The sequence below is a fragment of the Streptomyces cinerochromogenes genome (genome assembly GCF_014648635.1).
Taxonomy (GTDB): Bacteria; Actinomycetota; Actinomycetes; order Streptomycetales; family Streptomycetaceae; genus Streptomyces; species Streptomyces cinerochromogenes.
Map to the genome: position 1 here is coordinate 1 of NZ_BMRM01000024.1, position 20,685 is coordinate 20,685.

The 20,685-nt window shown below is 72.5% G+C and carries 16 protein-coding genes; 8 read left to right on the forward strand and 8 right to left on the reverse strand.

Annotated features, from left to right (window positions below; all coding sequences use genetic code 11):
- The 3 genes from IEZ20_RS34400 to glgB form a co-directional block, all read left to right on the forward strand.
- Positions 1-479 (forward strand): alpha-glucosidase C-terminal domain-containing protein (locus IEZ20_RS34400; RefSeq protein ID WP_189306056.1); only part of this gene is annotated, 479 nt, incomplete at its 5' end.
- A 93-nt stretch (positions 480-572) separates the two neighbouring features.
- The gene (locus tag IEZ20_RS34405) at positions 573-1,967 is read left to right on the forward strand and encodes a maltokinase N-terminal cap-like domain-containing protein (RefSeq protein WP_189306058.1); all 1,395 of its coding nucleotides are present in this window, start codon (positions 573-575) and stop codon (positions 1,965-1,967) included.
- Positions 1,964-4,219 carry a 1,4-alpha-glucan branching enzyme gene (glgB, locus tag IEZ20_RS34410; RefSeq protein WP_229896414.1) on the forward strand — a complete coding sequence of 752 codons (2,256 nt, stop codon included), beginning with the start codon at positions 1,964-1,966 and terminating at the stop codon, positions 4,217-4,219. Before IEZ20_RS34405 ends, glgB begins: the two co-directional genes overlap by 4 nt.
- 123 nt (positions 4,220-4,342) lie before the next feature.
- Here glgB and IEZ20_RS34415 read toward each other — a convergent pair whose 3' ends face one another.
- The 5 genes from IEZ20_RS34415 to IEZ20_RS34435 all read right to left on the reverse strand — a co-directional run bounded on the left by IEZ20_RS34415 (position 4,343) and on the right by IEZ20_RS34435 (position 10,205).
- Complete coding sequence (locus IEZ20_RS34415; protein WP_189306251.1) at positions 4,343-6,622, reverse strand: HelD family protein; 2,280 nt, start codon at positions 6,620-6,622, stop codon at positions 4,343-4,345.
- Between the two features lie 132 nt (positions 6,623-6,754).
- The gene (gene trxA, locus IEZ20_RS34420) at positions 6,755-7,087 is read right to left on the reverse strand and encodes a thioredoxin (protein WP_189306060.1); all 333 of its coding nucleotides are present in this window, start codon (positions 7,085-7,087) and stop codon (positions 6,755-6,757) included.
- A complete protein-coding gene (locus IEZ20_RS34425) occupies positions 7,084-7,512 on the reverse strand; it encodes a MerR family transcriptional regulator (RefSeq protein WP_189306062.1) in 429 nt (142 codons plus the stop codon). The genes trxA and IEZ20_RS34425 overlap by 4 nt, the downstream gene beginning before the upstream one ends.
- A 51-nt stretch (positions 7,513-7,563) precedes the next feature.
- The gene (locus IEZ20_RS34430) at positions 7,564-8,331 is read right to left on the reverse strand and encodes a DUF2127 domain-containing protein (protein ID WP_189306064.1); all 768 of its coding nucleotides are present in this window, start codon (positions 8,329-8,331) and stop codon (positions 7,564-7,566) included.
- A gap of 197 nt (positions 8,332-8,528) precedes the next feature.
- The gene (locus tag IEZ20_RS34435; RefSeq protein WP_189306066.1) at positions 8,529-10,205 is read right to left on the reverse strand and encodes an MFS transporter; all 1,677 of its coding nucleotides are present in this window, start codon (positions 10,203-10,205) and stop codon (positions 8,529-8,531) included.
- 149 nt (positions 10,206-10,354) lie between these two features.
- Here IEZ20_RS34435 and IEZ20_RS34440 point away from each other — a divergent pair, with 149 nt between their 5' ends.
- Entirely contained in the window at positions 10,355-10,969 is a 615-nt protein-coding gene (locus IEZ20_RS34440; protein ID WP_189306068.1) for a TetR/AcrR family transcriptional regulator, read from the forward strand.
- 265 nt (positions 10,970-11,234) lie between these two features.
- On the opposite strand, the gene IEZ20_RS34445 is transcribed toward IEZ20_RS34440, so the two are convergent.
- Positions 11,235-12,614 carry a cation:dicarboxylate symporter family transporter gene (locus IEZ20_RS34445; RefSeq protein ID WP_189306069.1) on the reverse strand — a complete coding sequence of 460 codons (1,380 nt, stop codon included), beginning with the start codon at positions 12,612-12,614 and terminating at the stop codon, positions 11,235-11,237.
- Between the two features lie 155 nt (positions 12,615-12,769).
- Between IEZ20_RS34445 and IEZ20_RS34450 the strand changes: the two genes are divergently transcribed.
- Both IEZ20_RS34450 and IEZ20_RS34455 read left to right on the forward strand, forming a co-directional pair.
- On the forward strand, positions 12,770-14,398 hold the full coding sequence (locus tag IEZ20_RS34450) for a sensor histidine kinase (RefSeq protein ID WP_189306071.1): 1,629 nt from the start codon (positions 12,770-12,772) through the stop codon (positions 14,396-14,398).
- Positions 14,395-15,087 carry a response regulator gene (locus IEZ20_RS34455; RefSeq protein ID WP_189306073.1) on the forward strand — a complete coding sequence of 231 codons (693 nt, stop codon included), beginning with the start codon at positions 14,395-14,397 and terminating at the stop codon, positions 15,085-15,087. Before IEZ20_RS34450 ends, IEZ20_RS34455 begins: the two co-directional genes overlap by 4 nt.
- Here IEZ20_RS34455 and IEZ20_RS34460 read toward each other — a convergent pair.
- Both IEZ20_RS34460 and IEZ20_RS40145 read right to left on the reverse strand, forming a co-directional pair.
- A complete protein-coding gene (locus IEZ20_RS34460; RefSeq protein WP_229896415.1) occupies positions 14,969-17,155 on the reverse strand; it encodes a tetratricopeptide repeat protein in 2,187 nt (728 codons plus the stop codon). The two genes, IEZ20_RS34455 and IEZ20_RS34460, sit on opposite strands and share 119 nt — an antisense overlap.
- Positions 17,152-17,709: a hypothetical protein gene (locus tag IEZ20_RS40145; RefSeq protein WP_229896416.1), complete on the reverse strand. Its 558-nt coding sequence runs from the start codon at positions 17,707-17,709 to the stop codon at positions 17,152-17,154. The genes IEZ20_RS34460 and IEZ20_RS40145 overlap by 4 nt, the downstream gene beginning before the upstream one ends.
- Positions 17,710-17,736: 27 nt before the next feature.
- Between IEZ20_RS40145 and IEZ20_RS34465 the strand changes: the two genes are divergently transcribed.
- Positions 17,737-18,588: a 5'-methylthioadenosine/S-adenosylhomocysteine nucleosidase gene (locus IEZ20_RS34465; protein WP_189306075.1), complete on the forward strand. Its 852-nt coding sequence runs from the start codon at positions 17,737-17,739 to the stop codon at positions 18,586-18,588.
- A gap of 163 nt (positions 18,589-18,751) precedes the next feature.
- A complete protein-coding gene (locus IEZ20_RS34470) occupies positions 18,752-20,662 on the forward strand; it encodes a tetratricopeptide repeat protein (RefSeq protein WP_189306077.1) in 1,911 nt (636 codons plus the stop codon).
- Positions 20,663-20,685 lie beyond the last annotated feature (23 nt).

A 20,685-nucleotide genomic window follows, 5' to 3' on the forward strand; every position in this document is an offset into this window, starting at 1 on the left:
ACCGCGACGCCGTCCGCACCCCCATGCAGTGGACGCCCGACCGCAACGCCGGCTTCTCGTCCTGCGACCCGGGACGCCTCTTCCTGCCCACGATCATGGACCCGGTCTACGGCTACCAGGTGACGAACGTCGAGGCGTCGATGTCCTCGCCCTCGTCGCTGCTGCACTGGACCCGCCGCATGATCGAGATCCGCAAGCAGAATCCTGCCTTCGGACTGGGGTCCTACACCGAGCTGCCGTCGTCGAACCCGGCGGTGCTGGCGTTCCTGCGCGAGTACGAGGACGACCTCGTGCTGTGCGTCCACAACTTCTCCCGCTTCGCCCAGCCGACGGAGCTGGACCTGAGCCGGTTCGGCGGGCGGCACCCCGTCGAGCTGTTCGGCGGGGTCCGGTTCCCGGCGATCGGCGAACTGCCGTACCTGCTCACCCTCGCGGGGCACGGCTTCTACTGGTTCCGGCTGCGCCGGGAACCCGTATAGCGAGCCCGGTGGGGCGGTGCGGCGTTTTCACCGCCCCACCCGGGGCACGCATCAGTAACACCCCGACGACCCCCGGGGAAAGGACTGACGCCCATGGCGGAAACGGTCACCTCTTCCGGCACCACCGGTTCACTCCTCACCTCGCTCGATCCCCTGCTGCGCGCCTGGCTGCCCCGACAGCGCTGGTTCGCGGGCAAGGGGCGCCCGATCACCGGGTTCAGCCCCGTGTCCGTCACCGAACTGCTTCCGCCCGACGGCCGGCTCGGCCTGTACCACCTGCTGCTGCGCGTCCACCAGCCCACCGCGCCGGGCGCGCCGCCGCATCCCGGCGACTGCTACCAGCTCCTCATAGGCGTGCGCGAGGCGCTGCCACCCCGGCTGGCGCCCGCGCTGATCGGACACGTGACGGAGGGCCCGCTCGCCGGACGCACGGTGTACGAGGCCCTGTACGACCCCCGGCCCGCCGAAGTGCTGCTGGAGGCCCTGCGCACCCGGGCCCGCATCGGCGGGCTGCGCTTCGAGCGCGACCCGGCGCAGGACATCCGGGCGGGGCTGGTGGCCCGGCTGATGACCGCCGAGCAGTCCAACTCGTCGGTGGTCTACGGAGATACGTTCATTCTGAAGCTGTTGCGCCGGGTCGTGCCCGGCGTCAACCCCGACCTGGAGATACCCCTCGCCCTGGCCCGCGAGGGCTGCCCCCGGGTGCCCGCGCCGACGGCCTGGCTGCACGCCGAGGTGGGCGGGGCGTCGTACGTCCTGGCCGTGCTGCAGCCGTTCGTGAGCGGTGCCGCCGACGGCTGGGAACTGGCCCTGCGCGAGCTGGCCAAGAGCGAGGACTTCGCCGCCGAGGCCCGGGATCTGGGCCGGGCCACCGCCGAGGTGCACACCGCGCTCGCCCGGGCGCTGCCCACGGTCAGCCTCGGCCGTGCCCAGCTGGAGCTGCTGGTGGACGGCATGACCGAGCGGCTGGCGGCGGCCGTGCAGGCGGTGCCGGCTCTGCGGCCGTACGAGAGCGGGCTGTGCTCGGCGTACCGGGCGCTGGGCCAGCTCGCCGCCGAGGGCCGCACCTGGACCGCGCAGCGGGTGCACGGCGATCTGCACCTGGGGCAGTGCCTGCGCTCGCCGTCCGGGGGCTGGTCGCTGATCGACTTCGAGGGCGAGCCGGCCCGTCCGCTGGCCGAGCGGCGCATGCCGCAGCCGCCGGTGCGGGACATCGCGGGGATGCTCCGCTCCTTCGACTACGCGGCCCACACGGTGACCCCGCCCGCCCGGGACTGGGCGCACGCCTGCCGGGCCGCCTACTGCTCCGGGTACGCGGAGGTGGCCGGCCGCGATCCGCGTACCGACCCGGTGCTGCTGCGGGCCTTCGAGACCGACAAGGCGGTCTACGAGGTCGTCTACGAGGCCCGGCACCGCCCCGACTGGCTGCCCGTGCCGCTGAGCGCGGTGCGCCGCCTCTCCCTGCCCGACCAGGAGGTTCTTCCGTGACCCCCAAGGCCCAGAAGAAGACCAGGGTCCCCGCGCAGGCGCCGGCGCCCGCCGTGGAGGCCGCCCTGTCCGCGGCCGTCGACGCGGGCGACCGCGAACGGCTGCTGCACGGCACCCACCACGACCCGCACTCCGTGCTGGGCGCGCACCCGGTCCCGGGCGGGGTCGCCTTCCGTGCCTTCCGCCCCCACGCCCAGGCGGTCACCGTGGTCTCGGACGAGCTGCGGGCGGAGCTGCACGACGACGGTGACGGCTTCTTCTCCGGCCTGCTGCCGCTCACCGAGGTGCCCGTCTACCGGCTGCTGGTGACGTACGACGGCACGGTGCACGAGACCGAGGACGCCTACCGCTTCCTGCCCACCCTCGGCGAGCTGGACCTGCACCTGATCGGGGAGGGCCGGCACGAGCAGCTGTGGCGGGCGCTCGGCGCGCACGTCACCACCCACGAGCAGGTCGCCGGGACCCGGTTCGCGGTGTGGGCGCCGAACGCGCGGGGCGTGCGGGTCACGGGCTCCTTCTCCTTCTGGGACGGCACCGGGTACCCGATGCGCTCGCTCGGCGGCACCGGGGTCTGGGAGCTGTTCGTGCCGGGGATCGGCGAGGGCGAGCTGTACAAGTTCGAGATCACCCGGCCGGACGGCTCGCGCACCCTGCGCGCCGACCCGCTGGCCCGCCGTACCGAGGTTCCGCCCGCCACCTCCTCGATCGTGCACGCCTCGCACCACGAGTGGGGCGACGCCGAGTGGCTGGCGCGCCGGGCGGAGACCCCGGTGCACGAGGCGCCCTTCTCGGTGTACGAGGTGCACCTGCCGTCCTGGCGGCCGGGGCTGACCTACCGGGAACTGGCCGAGGAACTCCCCGCCTACGTCCGCGAGACGGGCTTCACCCACGTGGAGCTGATGCCGGTCGCCGAGCATCCCTTCGGCGGCTCCTGGGGCTACCAGGTCACCGGCTTCTACGCCCCAACGGCCCGTCTCGGCACCCCCGACGACTTCAAGTACCTGGTGGACCGGCTGCACCAGGCCGGCATCGGGGTGCTGATGGACTGGGTGCCGGCGCACTTCCCGCGCGACGACTGGGCGCTCGCCGAGTTCGACGGGCGTCCGCTGTACGAGCACCACGACCCGCGGCGGGCCGCCCACCCCGACTGGGGCACGCTGGAGTTCGACTTCGGCCGGCGCGAGGTGCGCAACTTCCTCGTCGCCAACGCGGTGTACTGGTGCGAGGAGTTCCACATCGACGGGCTGCGGGTGGACGCGGTCGCCTCGATGCTCTACCTGGACTACTCGCGCGAGCCGGGCCAGTGGACGCCGAACGAGCACGGCGGCCGGGAGAACCTCGACGCGGTGGCCTTCCTGCAGGAGATGAACGCCACCGTGTACCGGCGCTGCCCCGGTGTGGTGACCGTCGCCGAGGAGTCCACGGCCTGGGACGGTGTCACCCGGCCCACCCACCACAGGGGCCCGAGCGGTTTCGGCGGGCTGGGCTTCGGGCTGAAGTGGAACATGGGCTGGATGCACGACTCGCTGCAGTACATGAGCCACGACCCCGTGCACCGCAAGTACCACCACCACGAGATGACCTTCTCGATGGTGTACGCCTACAGCGAGAACTACGTCCTGCCGATCTCCCACGACGAGGTCGTGCACGGCAAGCGGTCCCTGGTGTCGAAGATGCCGGGCGACTGGTGGCAGCAGCGCGCCGGCCTGCGCGCCTACCTGGGCTTCATGTGGGCCCACCCGGGCAAGCAGCTCCTCTTCATGGGGCAGGAGTTCGCCCAGGGCGCCGAGTGGTCCGAGGCGCGCGGCCCCGACTGGTGGCTGCTCGACCCGGAGTACGGCGCCGAGGCGGACCACCGGGGCGTGCGGGACCTCGTCCGGGACCTGAACGCGGTGTACCGGTCGACTCCGGCGCTGTGGCAGCGGGACACCGACCCGGCGGGCTTCGAGTGGATCACCGGGGACGCGGCGGAGGACAACGTCTTCGCGTTCCTGCGCCACGACGCCGAGGGCACCCCGCTGCTCGCGGTCTCCCACCTGTCCCCGGTGGTCCGCCACGACTACCGGCTGGGTGTGCCGGACGACGTCCCGGCCTGGGCGGAGGCCCTGAACACCGACGCGGCCCGCTACGGCGGCAGCGGCGCCACCCACCCGGACGTCGTCAAGCCCGAGCCGCACCCGTGGCACGGCCGCCCGGCGAGCATCCGGCTGACCCTGCCCCCACTGGCGACGGTGTGGCTGCGCCCGGCCTGACCTGTCCTTCGCCTTCCGCCCCGGCGTACACCCGGGCCCGGGCGCCCGGCGGGGCGGAGGGGGAGGACACGCGGCGGTTCGTCGTGGTGGGGTCTGCGAGCGGCTGCCCTCGGGCCCCGGCCCTCACTCCGTGTCGGCCAGACCCGGCGGCAGCTCCCCCGTGTGCACCACGCCGAGCTGCTGTGTCGCCCGGGTGAGGGCCACGTACAGGTCGCTCGTGCCGTAGGCGCCCGGTTCGACCACCAGGACGGAGTCGAATTCGAGGCCCTTGGACTGGCGCGGGTCGAGCAGGACGACCGTACGGGTCAGGTCGGGTTCGCCGCCGGCCGTGACGCCGTCCAGGTGGGCGGCCAGGGAGCGGTGCAGGGCGCGCGGGGCGATCACCGCGAGCCTGCCCTCCGCCGGGGTGAGTTCGGCGACCGCCTTGGCGACCGCGCCGGGCAGGTCGTCCAGGACCCGGCGCACCCAGGGCCGTACCCCCGTCGAACGGACCGAGCTGGGCGGCCGGAAGCCGGGGTCGCCGGCGCGGACCACGGCCGCCGCGAGGTCCATGATCTCGGCGGGGGTGCGGTAGTTGACGCCGAGGCGGGTGTGCTCCCAGCGGTCCTCGACATAGGGGGCGAGGATGTCCGCCCAGGAGCCGACGCCGGCCGCCTCCGCCGTCTGGGCGGGGTCGCCGACCAGGGTCATCGAGCGGGTCGGGCAGCGCCGCATCAGCAGCCGCCAGGCCATCGGCGACAGCTCCTGCGCCTCGTCCACGATGATGTGCCCGAACGCCCAGGTGCGGTCGGCGGCGGCCCGCTCGGCGGCGCTGCGGTGGTCGGCCTCCTCCTGCCGCTCGGCGAACCGCTCGGCGTCGATGATGTCGTGCGCGGACAGGACCTCGGAAGCGTCCGGGTCGTCGGCCTCCTTGTCCTCGAACTCGTAGGTCCGGGAGGCGTAGGAGACGTCCAGCACGCCCTGCGCGTAGGCGACCTGGGTCTCGCGTTCGCGTTCGGCGCGGGCCCTGGCCGGCCGGTCGTCCTCGCCGAGGAGTTCGGCCGCCTCGTCCAGCAGGGGCACGTCGGCGACGGTCCAGGCGCGGGTCACCGGGCGGCGGATCGCGTCGGCGTCCTCCTGCGGCAGGTAGCCGTCCGGCTCGGCGAGGAAGTCGGCGACCAGCCGCTGCGGGGTGATCCGGGGCCACAGCTGGTCGATGGCGTCCCAGACCTCCGGGTTCTCGGCGAGTTCGTCGCGGATCTGGGTGATGTCCGAGGCGTCGAGCAGGCTGCTGCCGTCGTAGGGGTCGGTGCCGACGCGCTCGGCGTACAGCTCGGTGAGCGTGTTGAGGATGTATCCCTCGAAGTGCTCGCGGGCGACGTTGTGCGGCAGCTTGGCGGCGCGGGTGCGTGTCCGGGCCACGCCGACCAGGCCCTCGTCCAGCATGAGCACCTCGCGGTCGTGCTCGATCGCGAGGACCGGGTCGGGCAGCGCCTGCCGGTCGCGGACGACGGCGGCGAGCACGTCGGCCATGCCGGCGCGGCCCTTGACGGCGGCGGCCGCGGGGCTGTCGGCGGCGGTGGCCTTCACGCCGGGGAACAGCTCGCCGACGGTGGCCAGCAGGACGCCGGTCTCGCCGAGGGAGGGCAGCACCTCGCCGATGTAGCCGAGGAAGGCCGGGTTGGGGCCGACGATGAGGACCGCGCGGCGGGCCAGCAGCTCCCGGTGCTCGTACAGCAGGTAGGCCGCGCGGTGCAGGGCGACCGCCGTCTTGCCGGTGCCGGGTCCGCCCTCGACGACCAGCACGCCCCGGTGCGGTGCCCGGATGATGCGGTCCTGGTCGGCCTGGATGGTCTGCACGATGTCGCTCATCCGGCCGGTGCGGGCCGAGTTCAGCGCGGCGAGCAGCACGGCGTCGCCGCTCGGGTCCTCGTGCCCGGTGCGGGTGGCGTCGCCGAGGTCGAGGATCTCGTCGTGCAGGGAGGTGACGGTACGGCCCTCGGTGGCGATGTGCCGGCGGCGGCGCAGGCCCATCGGGGTGTGGCCGGTGGCCAGGTAGAAGGGGCGGGCGACGTCGGCCCGCCAGTCGATGAGGACCGGGGTGCGCTCGGTGTCGTCCTCGCGCAGCCCGATCCGGCCGATGTGGTGCTTCGTGCCGTCGGCGAGGTCGATCCGGCCGAAGCAGAGCGAGCCGTCCACGGCGTTCAGCGCGGCGAGCAGCCCCGAGCGCTCGGCGACCAGGATGTCCCGCTCCAGCCGGGCCTGCATCGGCTTGTCGCCCTGGGCGAGCGCGTCCGCGACGGAGGTCTCGGCCTCGCCGCGCAGCACGTCCGCGCGCGCGTACAGTCCGTCGATGAATTCCTGTTCGTGCCGGATTTCATCGTCTGGAAATTCGGTGTTTGACAATTCCGCTCCCGCCCGGATATACTGTGCCCAGTAAACGTCATTCGTGGCCTCATGTGCGACTCGCCGAAATGAAGTCACGAATCATTGAATATACGCACAGGAATCCCCCGGACGCAATTGCCCGGGGGATTCTTTGCGAGCGGGGCCGCTTTACAGCACGTCGGCCAGCTCCTCCAGCAGGCGCCGCTTGGGCCGCGCACCCACCATCGACTTCACGGGCTCACCGCCCTGGAAGACCATGAACGTCGGCATCGACAGCACCTTGTACGCGTTCGTGGTCTCCGGGTTGTGGTCCACGTCCAGCTGGACGACCTTCAGCCGCTCGCCCTCCTCCGCGGCGAGGGCGCTGAGCACCGGCGCCATCTGCCGGCACGGCGGGCACCAGTCCGCCGTGAACTCCACCAGTACCGGCAGTTCCGACGCCAGTACCTCCTTGTCGAAGTCCGCGTCCCCCACCTCGGGTACACCCGCCGCCTTCGTCACCGTTCCTGCCCTCCCAGTTCGCACAACGGCTCCGGACCTCCCGGAACCAGCGCCTCGACGGCCAGTTCGTCCCGCGCGCGCTCGGCCCGCGCCAACTGCCCCGCGACCGTCTCGCGCACCGACGTCAGCTGCCCGATGAGCGCGTCCAGCTCGGCCAGCTTGCGCCGGTAGACCACGAGCGCGGCCGGACAGGAGTCGCCCTCCGGGTGCCCGGCCCGCAGACACTCCACGAACGGCCGGGTCTCCTCCAGGTCGAACCCGAAGTCCTGCAGCGTGCGGATCTGCCGCAGCAGCCGGAGGTCGCTCTCGTCGTACGTACGGTGTCCGTTGCCGTCCCGCCGGGCCGGCAGCAGCCCCCGCGACTCGTAGTACCGCAGGGTGCGTGTCGTGGTCCCGGCCCGCGCGGCCAGCTCGCCGATTCGCATGTAGACGACGGTACGGCTTGACGTCGACGTCAAGGCAAGGCCGCGGCGCCGCTACGCGTCCACCAGCCCCGCCGACTCCTCGACCTCCATCAGGGAGGCGCTGTGCCGTTCCTCCTCGAACTTCCGGCGGCCGCCGCGCAGGCCGAACAGGCGCTTGGTGAGGGCGATGTAGAGGACCGCGAGGATGTTCAGCACCAGGGTGGCGATCTTCAGCCAGCTGACGTGCTCGGTGAGTTCGTAGATCTCCAGCGGGAGGAAGGCGGCCGTGGCGACGACCGTCAGGTACTCCGCCCAGCGCTTGGCGTACCAGAGGCCGACCGCCTCGACGATCTCGATCAGCGCGTAGGCCAGCAGCAGGCCGGCCACCAGCAGCAGCGTGGAGCGCTGGTAGCCGAAGGCCTTCTGGAGGGAGCCGACGACCGGGGAGTGGTCGAGGTCGTAGTGGAAGTGCCGGAAGACCGGGCGCAACACGTCGAGGTACTCCTCGAACAGGCGGCGCACCGCGTCCCGGCTGTTGCTGAACTTCCACACCGCGACCGCGACCAGCACGATGAACACCCCGCGCAGGGCCCGCTCGACGGCGAGGAAGCGCAGGACGAACAGGTCCCGGAGCACCTTGCCGCGCGGCACCAGCGGGGCGTCGGCGGCCGGTCCCGAGGCGCGCGGCTCGCCGAGCACGAAGTCACCGCAGCGCAGGCACCGCCAGACGTCCCCGAGCGCGGTCCGCGCGTGCAGCCTGATGCGCAGCCGGGGATCGTCGGGCGCGTAGGTCACATGACCCTTGCGCGCGCAGGTCCGCCGGTCCCAGTCGATCTTCATCCCCCGTGCCTCCGTGTACGCACTGACATACCTGTACTGACGCCGGACTCGAACATGCCGTTCCGGTTGATCGGTACGGCACGTTACTGCGGCGCCGCCGCGCCGGGCACCCGGGCCGTACGCGGCGCGGCGGGCCGCGGGCCGCCCGGGCTCGTGGACCGGGCGGGCCGCGGCCCGTGCGGGAGGGGCGGGAGGCGTCAGCCGGCGGTGCTGTCCGCCGGTTCCCGCTCCTGCGTCTGCACCGGCTCCGGCGCCTGGGCCTCGCGGCGCGGCAGCAGGAAGGCCACCAGGACCGTGCCGATGCCGAGGATCACCGCGCCGACCAGGCTGGTGTGGGCGACCGCGTCGGAGAAGGCGGAGCCCACCGCGTCGGCCATCTGGCGGGCGCCGGCGGCCAGTTCGGTCGCCTGCTGCTTGAGCTGCGCGGCCTGCTGCGGGTCCCCCGCCCGCTGGGCCTGCGCGGCGGCCTGCTGCGCCTTCTCACCGATGCCGTGCGCGACGGCGTACCCCGCGCCGACCGAGTCCTGCGCGGTGTCCAGGGCGCTCGCCGGGAGCTTGCTGCCGGCGGTGGCGTCGGACAGGTGGTCGCCGTAGGAGGTGGCGAGCAGCGAGCCGAGGATGGCGATGCCGAGCGAGCCGCCCAGCTCCAGCGAGGTGTCGTTGACGGCGCCGCCGACGCCGAGCTCGGACTCCGGGAACGCGCCCATGATCGCGTCGGTGCAGGGCGAGAGGGCGAGGCCGATGGCGAGGCCCAGTATGACCAGGGGTGCCACGAAGTCGCCGTACGTGGAGCCCGCGTCCACCCGGGTGAGCAGGGCGAGGGCGACCGTACCGCCGACCATGCCCGCGCTGACGGTCCACTTCATGCCGACCCGCGGGGTGAGCCAGCCGGTCAGCGCCGAGCCGACGAAGACGGCGCCGGCGAGCGGCAGCATGCGCACACCGGTCTCCAGGGCGTCGTAGCCGAGGACGAACTGCAGGTGCTGGGTGAGGTAGTAGAAGGCGCCGAAGACGGCGAGGAAGAACAGGGCGACGGCGAGGTTGGAGCCGGCGAACCGGCGGCCGGTGAAGCGGCGCACGTCCAGGATCGGACGCGGATGGCGCAGCTCCCAGCCGACGAAGGCGACCAGGCCCACCCCGGCGATCACGGCTGCCGTCACCGCCTTGGCCCCCCACCCGAAGTGCGGGCCCTCGATGATCATGTAGACGAGCGCGCCGGTCCAGATCACCGACAGCACTCCGCCGACGTAGTCGATGCGGTCGTGGTGGCCGGCCTTGGACGGCGGGACCAGGACGAAGGCGCCGATGATGGCGACGGCCGCGACGGGCACGTTGATCAGGAAGGTCGAGGACCACCCGTGGTCGCGCAGCAGGGCGCCGGCGACCACCGGTCCGGCGGCGATGGCGAGCCCGGCGGTGGCGGTCCACAGCGTGATCGCCTTGGCCCGCTCGGCGCGCGGGAAGGTCGCGGCGAGCAGCGACAGCGTGGCCGGCATGATCAGGGCCGCGCCGACGCCCATCACGGCGCGGGCCGCGATGACGGTGGTGGAGCTGTCGGCGAGGTAGCCGAAGACGGCTCCGCCGCCGAACACCACCAGGCCGAGGACGAGCGCCCCGCGCCGGCTGTACTTGTCGCCGATCGCGCCGAGCAGCAGCATCAGCGCCGCGTAGGGGACGGTGTAGCCGTCGATCACCCACTGGAGGTCGGCGCTGGAGAGCCCGAGGTCCCGGGTCATGTCGGGTGCCGCGACCGTGAGGGCGGTGTTCGCCATCACGATGATCAGCAGACTCAGGCAGAGCACCAGCAGCGCCCACCAGCGCCGGGGGTAGGGCCGGTCCGTCCTCTCGGCCGGTTCGGTCATGACGAGTCGCATGGCAGGGGTCGCCTTCCTCGGTACGCGACGGGACTTGCACAGCACCGTGCAATTGCACAACAGTGTGCAATGTACGGGTGTTGCACATCGCTGTGCAAGTCGACCGGGGGCCGCCCGGGAGGGCGTGGAGGAGACCTCAGGAAGGCAGAATGACCGCCATGACCACGGGTAACAGCAGCCGCGCCGACGCCAACCGGCGCCGCATCCTCGACGTCGCCCTCGCCGAACTGCTGCGCGATCCCGACGCCTCCATGGACCAGATCGCGCGTGCCGCCGGCGTCGTACGACGGACGGTGTACGGCCACTTCCCCAGCCGGGAGGCGCTGATCAGCACCCTGGTCGACGGGGCCGTGGAGGCGCTGGCGGACGCGGATGCGCGGGCCCGCGCCGGAGTGACCGACCCGGCGGAGGCGCTGGCCCGCTCGGTGCTCGCGCTGTGGCCGGTCGCCGACCGCTACCGGCTGCTGATCGCGCTGGCCCAGCGCACCGTCACCGTGCAGGGCATCCGCGACCGCCTCGCCCCCGTGCGCGACGACAAGGTCCGCCTCCTCCAGCGGGGACTGGACGAGGGCGCCTTCGTCTCCCCGCTGCCCGCGCCGGCCCTCGCGTACGTGGTCGAGCAGATGCTGTTCGCCGTGACGGAGGCGGTGAACGACGGCCTCCTGGCAGCGGAAGAGGCGGGCCGCTCCGCCACGGTCGTCGTACTGACCGCGGCGGGCGTACCCGCCTCGCGGGCCACCGCGCTGGTGGCCGAGGTGTCGTAGAAGGCCGGAAAAAGGGGGGTGGGCGCAGGCCGGGAAAACGGGGGAAGCCGGGCGGCTGGGGTACGGGGGAACCTCAGCCGCCCGGCGGCGGTACCGGACGCCCGGCCCGGGTTCAGGCGGGGCCGGACGTCCGGAGCGAGGGGGACGGGCGCGAAGCGCCGCGTCCAGGAGCGAGGGGACCGCGCGACGGGCCGCACCGGGCCGACGGCCGCGCGACGGGCCGCAGAGGACCGTCGGCCGCGCGGCGGCCGGACCCGGCAGGCGCCTAGGCCTTGGCCAGCTCCTTCTCCCGGGGCTCGGGAGCTTCGGGAGCGGCGTCGTGGCCCTCGTCCACCAGCGTGGTCTCGTCGAACGGCAGCTCCCCGGCCAGCACCCTGCGCACCCGGACCGTGTCGATCTCCTTGGTCCACGTGCCCACGAGCACCGTCGCCACCGCGTTGCCCGCGAAGTTCGTCAGCGCCCGGGCCTCGCTCATGAACCGGTCGATGCCGACGATCAGACCGACACCGTCGACCAGCGCCGGCTTGTGCGACTGGAGGCCGCCGGCCAGGGTGGCGAGCCCCGCGCCGCTGACGCCGGCCGCGCCCTTGGACGCCAGCAGCAGGAAGAGCAGCAGCGGGATCTGCTCGCCGATCGACATCGGCGTGCCCAACGCGTCCGCGATGTACAGCGACGCCATGGTCATGTAGATCATCGTGCCGTCGAGGTTGAAGGAGTAGCCGGTCGGCACGGTGATGCCGACGACCGGCCGGCTGACGCCCAGGTGCTCCATCTTCGCGATCAGGCGGGGCAGCGCGGACTCCGACGACGAGGTCGACAGGATCAGCAGGAACTCCCTCGCGAGGTACTTGAACAGGGAGAAGACGTTCAGACCCGCGACGATCCGCAGCAGCGCGCCGAGGACGACGAAGACGAACAGGAAGCAGGTGACGTAGAAGCCGAGCATCAGCACGGCGAGGCTCTTGAGCGCGTCGATGCCGGCCGACCCGACGACCGCCGCGATGGCGCCGAAGGCACCGACCGGCGCGGCCCACATCACCATGGACAGGATGCGGAAGACGAGCCGCTGGATGTGCTCGATGCCGCGCAGCACCGGCTGTCCGGCCGAGCCCATGGCCTGGAGCGCGAACCCGGCGAGCAGGGCCACCAGCAGGGTCTGGAGGACCTGGCCCTCGGTGAAGGCGGAGACGAACGTGGTGGGGATGATCGACAGCACGAAGTCGACGGGCGGCAGCGCGTCGGCGGACACCTGGCCGTGCCCGGTGGCCTTGATGGCGTCGGTGATGTGCAGCCCGTCACCGGGGTGCAGCACGTTTCCGACGACGAGGCCGATGGCGAGCGCGACGAGCGACATCACCAGGAAGTAGCCGAGGGCGATTCCGCCGACGGCGCCGACCTTGGCGGCCTTCCGTACGGAACCGATACCGAGCACGATCGTGCAGAAGATGATCGGCGAGATCATCATCTTGATCAGGTTCACGAATCCGGTGCCCAGCGGCTTCAGCTCCACCGCCGCGTCGGGCCAGATGAGCCCCACGGCGATACCGAGCGCGACCGCCACGATGACGGCGATGTACAGGTAATGGGTCCGGTCCCGCTTCACGCGGGGCGCGGCAGGTGCCGTATCGGCAGTGCTGGCGGCCACGACTGCCCTCCTTGACGTCTTCGTCGGCGAACAACCGGCGTGCGGCTCACGTCCGGGCGATGTTCGGGGAATGCCGTGACTATCTCCCGCCCTGTGAGGGCGGTCACCCTTCCGTTCATTTAGTTCACACTTAACCGGAGAGGCACACTGCTGACATGCGCGTCCCCGCCTTCCCCCGAGCCCGCAGCCTGGCCGGCCAGCTGTTCGCCATGCAGGCCGTGCTCATCGCGGTGGTCGTCGCCGGGTACGCGCTCTTCACCTACGTCAGCGACCAGCGGCAGGCCGAGGAGGCCGCCGCCCGGCAGGCCACGGCGGTGGCCCGGTCCATCGCCGACTCCCCCTCGGTCCGCGCGGCCATCCGCACCCCCGACCCCACGGCCCGGCTGGAGCCGTACGCCCTCCAGGTCGTACGGGACGCCAACGTCGACTTCGTCACGATCATGAACCCGTCCGGCATCCGCTGGACCCACCCCGACCGGAAGCAGATCGGCAAGCGCTTCCTCGGCAACATCGGCCCCGCCCTGCACGGCCGCACCTTCACCGAGACCTACACCGGCACGCTCGGCCCGTCCGTCCGCGCGGTGACCCCCGTCACCGACCACGGCCGGATCGTCGGCCTGGTCAGCGCCGGCATCAAGGTCGAGACGATCAGCGCCCGGGCCCAGGACCAGCTCACCGCCCTGCTCGGGGTGGCCGCCGTGGCCCTGCTGCTGGGCGCCATCGGCACGTACGTGATCAACGCCCGGCTGCGCCGCCACACCCACGGCATGAACGCCACCGAGCTGAGCCGGATGCACGACTACCACCAGGCGGCGCTGCACGCGGTCCGGGAGGGGCTGCTGATGCTGGACGGCCAGTACCGGGTGGCGCTGATCAACGACGGCGGCCGGGAACTCCTGGGCGTCGGCCCGGAGGAGGAGGCGATCGGCCGCTCGGTCGCCGACCTCGGCCTGCCCGCCCCGCTGACGGGCGCCCTGCTCTCCTCCGAGCCCCGGGTGGACGAGGTGCACCTGACGGCGTCCCGGGTGCTGGTGGTCAACACGTCCCCGGTGTCGGGCGGCGAACACCGGGGGACGGTCGTGACGCTCCGGGACGTCACCGAACTCCAGTCCCTGATGGGCGAGCTGGACTCGGAGCGGGGCTTCACCCAGGCGCTGCGCTCCCAGGCGCACGAGGCCGCGAACCGCCTCCACACGGTGGTCTCCCTGATCGAGCTGGGCCGGGCCGAGGAGGCGGTGGAGTTCGCCACGGCCGAGCTGGAGCTGGCGCAGGCCCTCACCGACCAGGTGGTGGCGGCGGTGAGCGAGCCGGTGCTGGCCGCGCTGCTGCTCGGCAAGACCGCCCAGGCGAACGAGCGGGGCGTGGAGCTGGTGGTCTCGCCGGACAGCCGCCTGGACGACGGCGTACTGCCGTACGACCTGTCCGCCCGCGACCTCGTGACGATCCTCGGCAACCTGATCGACAACGCGGTCGACGCGGCACAGGGCAGCACCCGCGCACGGGTGACCGTGACGGCGTACGCTACGCCCGCCGAAGTGGTGCTGCGGGTCTCGGACACCGGGCCGGGGGTCGACCCGGCCCATGCCGACCTGGTATTCCAGCGGGGGTTCTCCACCAAGCCCGCCGGCCCCGGCGGGCGGGGACTCGGGCTGGCCCTGGTCCGGCAGGCGGTGACCCGCCACGAGGGCACGTTGACGGTGACGGAGTCCGGTGAGGACGGCGAGGGCGGAGCGGTGTTCGAGGTGCGGTTGCCGTTGCGCGCGTCGGCGGGTGGCGGCGGATGACGAGCGGGCAGCCCATTCGTGTGCTGGTGGTCGAGGACGACCCGGTGGCCGCCGACGCGCACGTGATGTACGTCGGCCGGGTCCCGGGGTTCGTCGCGGTCGGAAAGGCGCACACGGGCGCGGAGGCGCGGCGGATCCTGGACCGCACGGCGGTGGATCTCCTGCTGCTGGACCTCCACCTGCCGGACGTGCACGGACTGCAACTGGCCCGGTCGCTACGGGCCGCCGGTTACCACGCCGACGTGATAGCGGTGACGTCGGCGCGGGACCTGGCGGTGGTGCGGGAGGGGGTCTCGCTGGGGGTGGTCCAGTACGTCCTCAAACCCTTCACCTTCGCGACGCTGAGGGACCGGCTGGTGCGGTACGCCGAGTTCCACGCGGCGGTGGGCGAGGCGAGCGGGCAGGACGAGGTGGACCGGGCGCTGGCGGTGTTGCGGGCACCCTCGCCGGCCGCCCTGCCGAAGGGGCTCAGCGGGCCGACGCTGGAACGGGTGACGGCCGCGTTGCGGGAGGCCGCATCGGAGGGGCTCACGGCGGCCGGGGTGGCCGAGGCGGTGGGGATCTCGCGGATCACCGCACGGCGGTACCTGGAGCATCTGGTGGATGCGGGGAGGGCTGGGCGGAGTCCGTTGTACGGGCAGGTCGGAAGGCCTGAGCTGGTATATCGGTGGGTTTCTCAAGGGGGGTGAGGGCGGCTGCGGCGACACGGGCTTCGGTGGCCTCCTGGGGGGCGTTGGCACGGGTGTAGGCGTCGGCGGCTCGAAGGCAATGGGAGCCGGCGCTGGAGAGCTGGCCGGCTTCCACGTACATGTCGGCCAGGCGTGCGTGGGTCCTGGCGGCCCAGTACCAATCCTTGCTCTCCCGGTAGAGCGACAGAGCCTTGCGGAACGCCTCGATCGCCTCCGGTGCCCGGGCCGTCTCCCGCAGGGTGTCGGCCAGGTTGAACCATGTCACGGCTTCGGAGCGGCGGTCCCCGAGGGTCCGGAACAGCTCCCGGGCCCGCATGAGCGCGTCGATCGCTTCCGCACTGCGACCCGCGGCTTCCAGGGCGCGGCCGAGACTTGTCCAGGCGATGGCCTCGCCGTGCTGGTCGCCGTCAGCGCGGCACAGGTCACGGTCACGCTTGTGCGCCTCGACCGCCTCTTCCACTCGGCCGACGTCACGCAGCGCGAGACCCAGGTTGTTCAACAGGGCGCACTCGTGCTCACGGTCCCCGACGGCTTGAAAGATGTCACGGGCGTGCAGGTGCGCGTCGACCGCCTCGTGCAAACGCCCCATGTAACGCAGGGCGCACCCGAGGCTGGTCCACGCCAGACCCTCGCCCAGGCGATTCCCGATGCGGCGGGCTGCCTCCTGAGCGGTGCGGCTGACGATGAACCAGTCGTCGAAGTGCCGCCCCCACTCGAGGTATATCGCCAGACACTGCGCCAGAATCACCGCCCTGGCCGCGTAGCGCTCCTCCCGCCCCCACAGCACGGCCTCCACCAGCGACGCCCGCTCCGTGTTCAGCCACGCGAGCGCCTGGGCATGATCGCCGAAGCCTTCGGGCTGCGCTTGCCCCGGCAACCACCGCAAGCGGTCGTCGGCCGCGTACGCCCACCGGCAGTAGCAAGCCAGAACCCGCTCCCGCGCGGCATCACCCTCCTCGCACAGCTCGGCCGTACGTGCCGTCACCCCCGCGCAGAACGCCCGCACGAGGTCGTGCAGGCGCCATCGCCCGCGTACCCGCTGGAGAAGGTGAGCGCGGGCCAGCGCCTTCAGTTGCCGCAGGGGAGGGGCGTCCGCCCCGGCCAATACGGCCGCCACCTCCTCACTCACGTCGGGTCCCGGTGCGAGGGCGAGCAGACGCAGCAACCGTGCCTCGTCCGCGGGAAGTCGCCGGTACGACAGGTCGAATGCTGCGCGCACACTGCGCTCGCCATCGTCCAGGGCGTCGAGCCGGTCGTACGAGGTGGCCAGCTCGTCGGCGAGTTCCGCCACCGATCTGCCGGGATCCTCCGCGAGGAGCGCCGCCGCGATCTGGAGTGCCAGCGGAAGGTGCCCGCACAACCCGGCCAGCTGTGCCACCGCCTCCGGCTCCGCCACCACCCGGCTGTCCGCCGGGTCGGCGATTCGCAGCGCGCAATCAAGGAGGTCGTACGCCGCCCGGGGCGTCAACAGGTCCAACGGCACGAGCCGAGCCCCGAGTTGAGCCAACCGGTCCCGCGACGTCACAAGCACCCTGTGCAGCCCGCCACCGGGTAGCAGAGGCCGTACCTGCTCCGGTGAGGACGCGTTGTCGGCGACGATCAGCACCGCCTCCCGCTCAGCCAGCACCGACCGGTACAGTGCGGCCCGCTCGTCCGCCGTCACCGGGATGTGGTTCGGCTCAACACCGAGTGCCCGCAGCAGCGACTGCAGGGCCTGGTCGGCGGTAACGGGTGCGTCGTCGTACCCGTGCAGGTCCACGAAGAGCACGCCTCCCGGAAACCAGCCCGCCTCCCGCGCCGCGTACGCCGCCTGCACCGCGAGGGCCGTCTTGCCGATGCCGCCAAGGCCGGACACGGCGGTGACGAGGACGGCCCGTTCGGTGCCGGGGCCGGCCGGGTCCAGCGCGGTGCGCAGACGCCCCAACTCCTCGTCCCGCCCGGTGAACCCGGCGGCCCTCGGCGGCAGCGCGTCCAGGGCGGTAGGGGCCGGCGCCTGCTGCTTGAACTCGGCCTTGCCGATGACCTGCCCTTTGAACTCCCCGCCCCGGAACTCGACATGATCGCTCACCCGGCCCCTCCCCCCACCCCGAACGGCACGGCGTACTGCACGACGCACACCCCCAGCCCCACGACCGCGACCGCCTCCAGCACGGACACGACCGCCAGCCCGGCCGAGAGGTCGCCCCCCACCCAGTACACGACGAGCGCGCTCAACGGCACGACGCAGAAGGCGAGCAGATCCACCACGCACTGCACGACCTTCCGGGAGACGCGCCGGGCGTCCCCCCGGTGCGCGGTCTCCCAGCGGAAGACCTCGCCCCCCTCGGCCTGGGCCAGCGCGGCGAGCCGGGGCCCCAACTCACCCCGGACGTAGGCCCCGATCGCGGAGATCTTCTGGTCGTTGACCAGGTACGTCCAGCCGAGCACGACGCACACCGGCGGCAGCGCGAGCAGCATCGCCGTCTGCTTGGCCTGCGCCGCGGCGGCGATGACGGCGGCCACGACGGTCAGGGTGACGTAGAGCAGGTTGTCCCGGAACCCGATCCGTGTCTTCTGCTCGTCCTTGACGGTCTGGTACTCGGTGAGCAGCAACTGCCCCACGGTGACGTCTCGTTCCGGCACGCGAACCCCTTCCCCCAGCAGTACCTTATGAGTGTGCCGGAGACTCAACCCACCGTTCTGGTCCTGACCGCGCTCCCGCTGGAATACGCCGCTGTGCGGGCGTACGTCCCGGAGCGGCAGGAACGCGTCCACGACAAAGGGACCCGCGTCGAGGTCGGCCGGCTGCCGGACAGTGCCTGGCAGCTGGCGATCAGCGAGCTGGGTGTGGGGGCGGATCGGGCCGCCGCGCTCACGACCCAGCTCATCGAGTGGCTGCGCCCCGAGGCCATCCTCTTCGTCGGGGTGGCGGGGAGCCTGAAGGACGACATCGAGATAGGCGACGTCGTGGTGGGCACCCAGGTCTACGAGATCCACAGCGGCAAGCAGGCCCACGACGGTTTCAAGGTCCGCCCGAGGGCCCTGCCCGGCTCGCACGCACTGGAGCAGGCGGCGCGTTCCGCGGCGCGGGACCTGCCGGAGGTCCGCGTGCACTTCGCGCCGATCGCGACCGGTGACGTGGTGCTGGCCGACTCCCGATCGGACATCGCCCGGCACATCGAGAAGCACTACAACGACGCGGGCGCCATCGAGATGGAGGGCTCCGGAGCGGCCCAGGCGGCGCACCTGAGCGGGCAGGTGGACACCCTCGTCGTACGGGGCGTCAGCGACCGCGCCGACCGCAACAAGCGCCGGGCCGACGCCGGCGGCTCGCAGCAGCGGGCGGCCGCGCACGCGGCGACCGTGGCGGTGGCGATGCTGCGCAAGCACCAGCCCCGCCGCTCGGGGTCCGGCGACGCCGAGGAGGGACCCCAAGCACGCCACGGGGACGGCGACCACATCGACTTCCGGGGCGGGACCTTCTACGGAACGGTCATCGGCAAGCAGGTCGGAGACCGGTAAGGGCACGACCCACGGCCCGGTCCCGCGCGCGACCGCCACCCTGCCGCCCCGCCCCCTCGGCTTCACCGGCCGGTCGGCGGAGCTGGACCGCCTGCTCCCCCACCTCGCACCCGGCGGGGACGACCCGACCGCGCTTCCGCTGCTCATCTTCGCCGTCACCGGCATGGGTGGCATCGGCAAGACGGCACTGGCGGTGGAGGCGGCACACCGGGCCTGCGCGCAGGGCTGGTTCCCGGGCGGGACGCTCTTCGTGGACTTGCGCGGCTACGACGACGATCCGGCTACGGCGGATCAGGCGGTCCTGGCGCTGCTCGACGCGCTCGGCGTACGGGAGCAGGATCTACCTCCGACGACCGAGCGCCAGTACGACGCGTACCGTGCACTCCTCGCCGAACGGGACCGCCTGCTGCTGGTCCTGGACAACGCGTCTGACCCGTCCCAGTACGTACCTCTGCTGCCCGGTACGGACCGGCACCGGGTCCTCATCACCTCCCGGGACCGTCCCGACGCTCTTCCCGTACGCCTGATCGACCTTGAGACGCTCGAGCCCGAAGACTCGGTCGCCCTGGTGACCCGCGCCCTGCACGGCACCGACGAACGTGACGACCGCCCGGCACGCGAATACGCCGCACTACATGAACTCGCTGACCTCTGCGGCCACTTGCCCCTGGCCCTGCAGATCGCGGCGGGCATGCTGCGCCGGCGCCGCCATCGGGACATCTCGTCCGTGGTGACCGAGATCCGGGACGCCGGAGATACGACCGCGGTCCTCGACCACGGCAGTCCTGGAACAGACCTGTACGGGCGCTCACTCGTCCTGCGCCCTGTACTGGAGACCTCCTACCGCCGACTGCCGCACGACCAGGCCCGGCTGCTGCGCCTGCTCTGTCTGGCCCCGGGCGCGGAGACCGGGACAGACGCGATCGCGGCCCTCGCGGACCTCGCAACGGAATCCGTGCTGCCGCTGCTGGAGGACCTGGCCGCCACCCATCTCGTCGCGTCAGTGCGGGGCGGCAGCGGGGCGGCTCCCGGGGTGCGGTGGCGGTTACACGACTTGGTGCGGGGGTTCGGGGCCAGCGTGGTGGCGGGGGACGCGGGGCTGCGGAAGGAGGGGGAGGCGGCGCGGGCACGGGTGCTGGACTTCTACTGGCGGTGGGCGGATGCCGCTGACAACCGGTTGCGGTGGCTGCCCGGGATGGAGGAGCCGGAACGGTTCGCGGAGCGGGGCCAGGCGTTGGCGTGGCTGGACGGGGAGCGGGCGGGTCTGGTCGCTGCGGTGGAGTGGGGACGGGAGGAGCGGTACGCGGACGCGGCGGTGAGGCTGGCCCAGTGTCTGGGGGAGTACCTGCTCTGGCGGCGGTATTTCGACGACTGGATCACTGTTGCGGAGGCGGCGCGGGAGGCCGCCCGCCTTGCCGGGGACCGGCTGGGCGAGGCCATCGCGTGGGACCACCTCGGCCTCGCCCTGACGTCGGCGGGCCGGGCGGAAGAGGCGATCGACGCCCACACCCGGGCCCGCGACCTCTACCAGACCGCCGAGAACCGCCACAGCGAGGCCACGGCATGGAGCAACCTGGGCACCTCCCTGTGGAATGCCGGCCGGGCGGAAGAGGCAATCGGCGCCTACGCCCGGGCCCGCGACCTGCTCCAGGCCGTCGGGGACCGCCACAGCGAGGCCAGTGCGTGGGACGGCCTTGGTCTCGCGCTGCGGGAGGCGGGCCGGGTGGAAGAGGCGATCCACGCCCACACTCGGGCCCGCGACCTCTGCCAGACCGCCGAGGACCGCCACCGCGAGGCCAGTGCGTGGAACAACCTCGGCATCGCCCTGCGGGAGGCAGGCCGGGTGGAAGAGGCAATCGAGGCGTACGGCAAGTCCCTGGGGCTTCGCCACGAGTTCGAGGACTGGTACGGCGAGGGGCAAACCCTCCACGGGCTGGCCCTCGCCCAGCAGGCCGCCCACCGCCCCGCCGAGGCCCGCACCACCTACCTCAAGGCCGCCGACGCCTTCACCCGAGCCAACGCCCCCACCGAAGCCGCCCAAGCCCGCGCCCGCGCCACCGAACTACCCGACTGACACCGCTCCTCCACTCCCCCTCG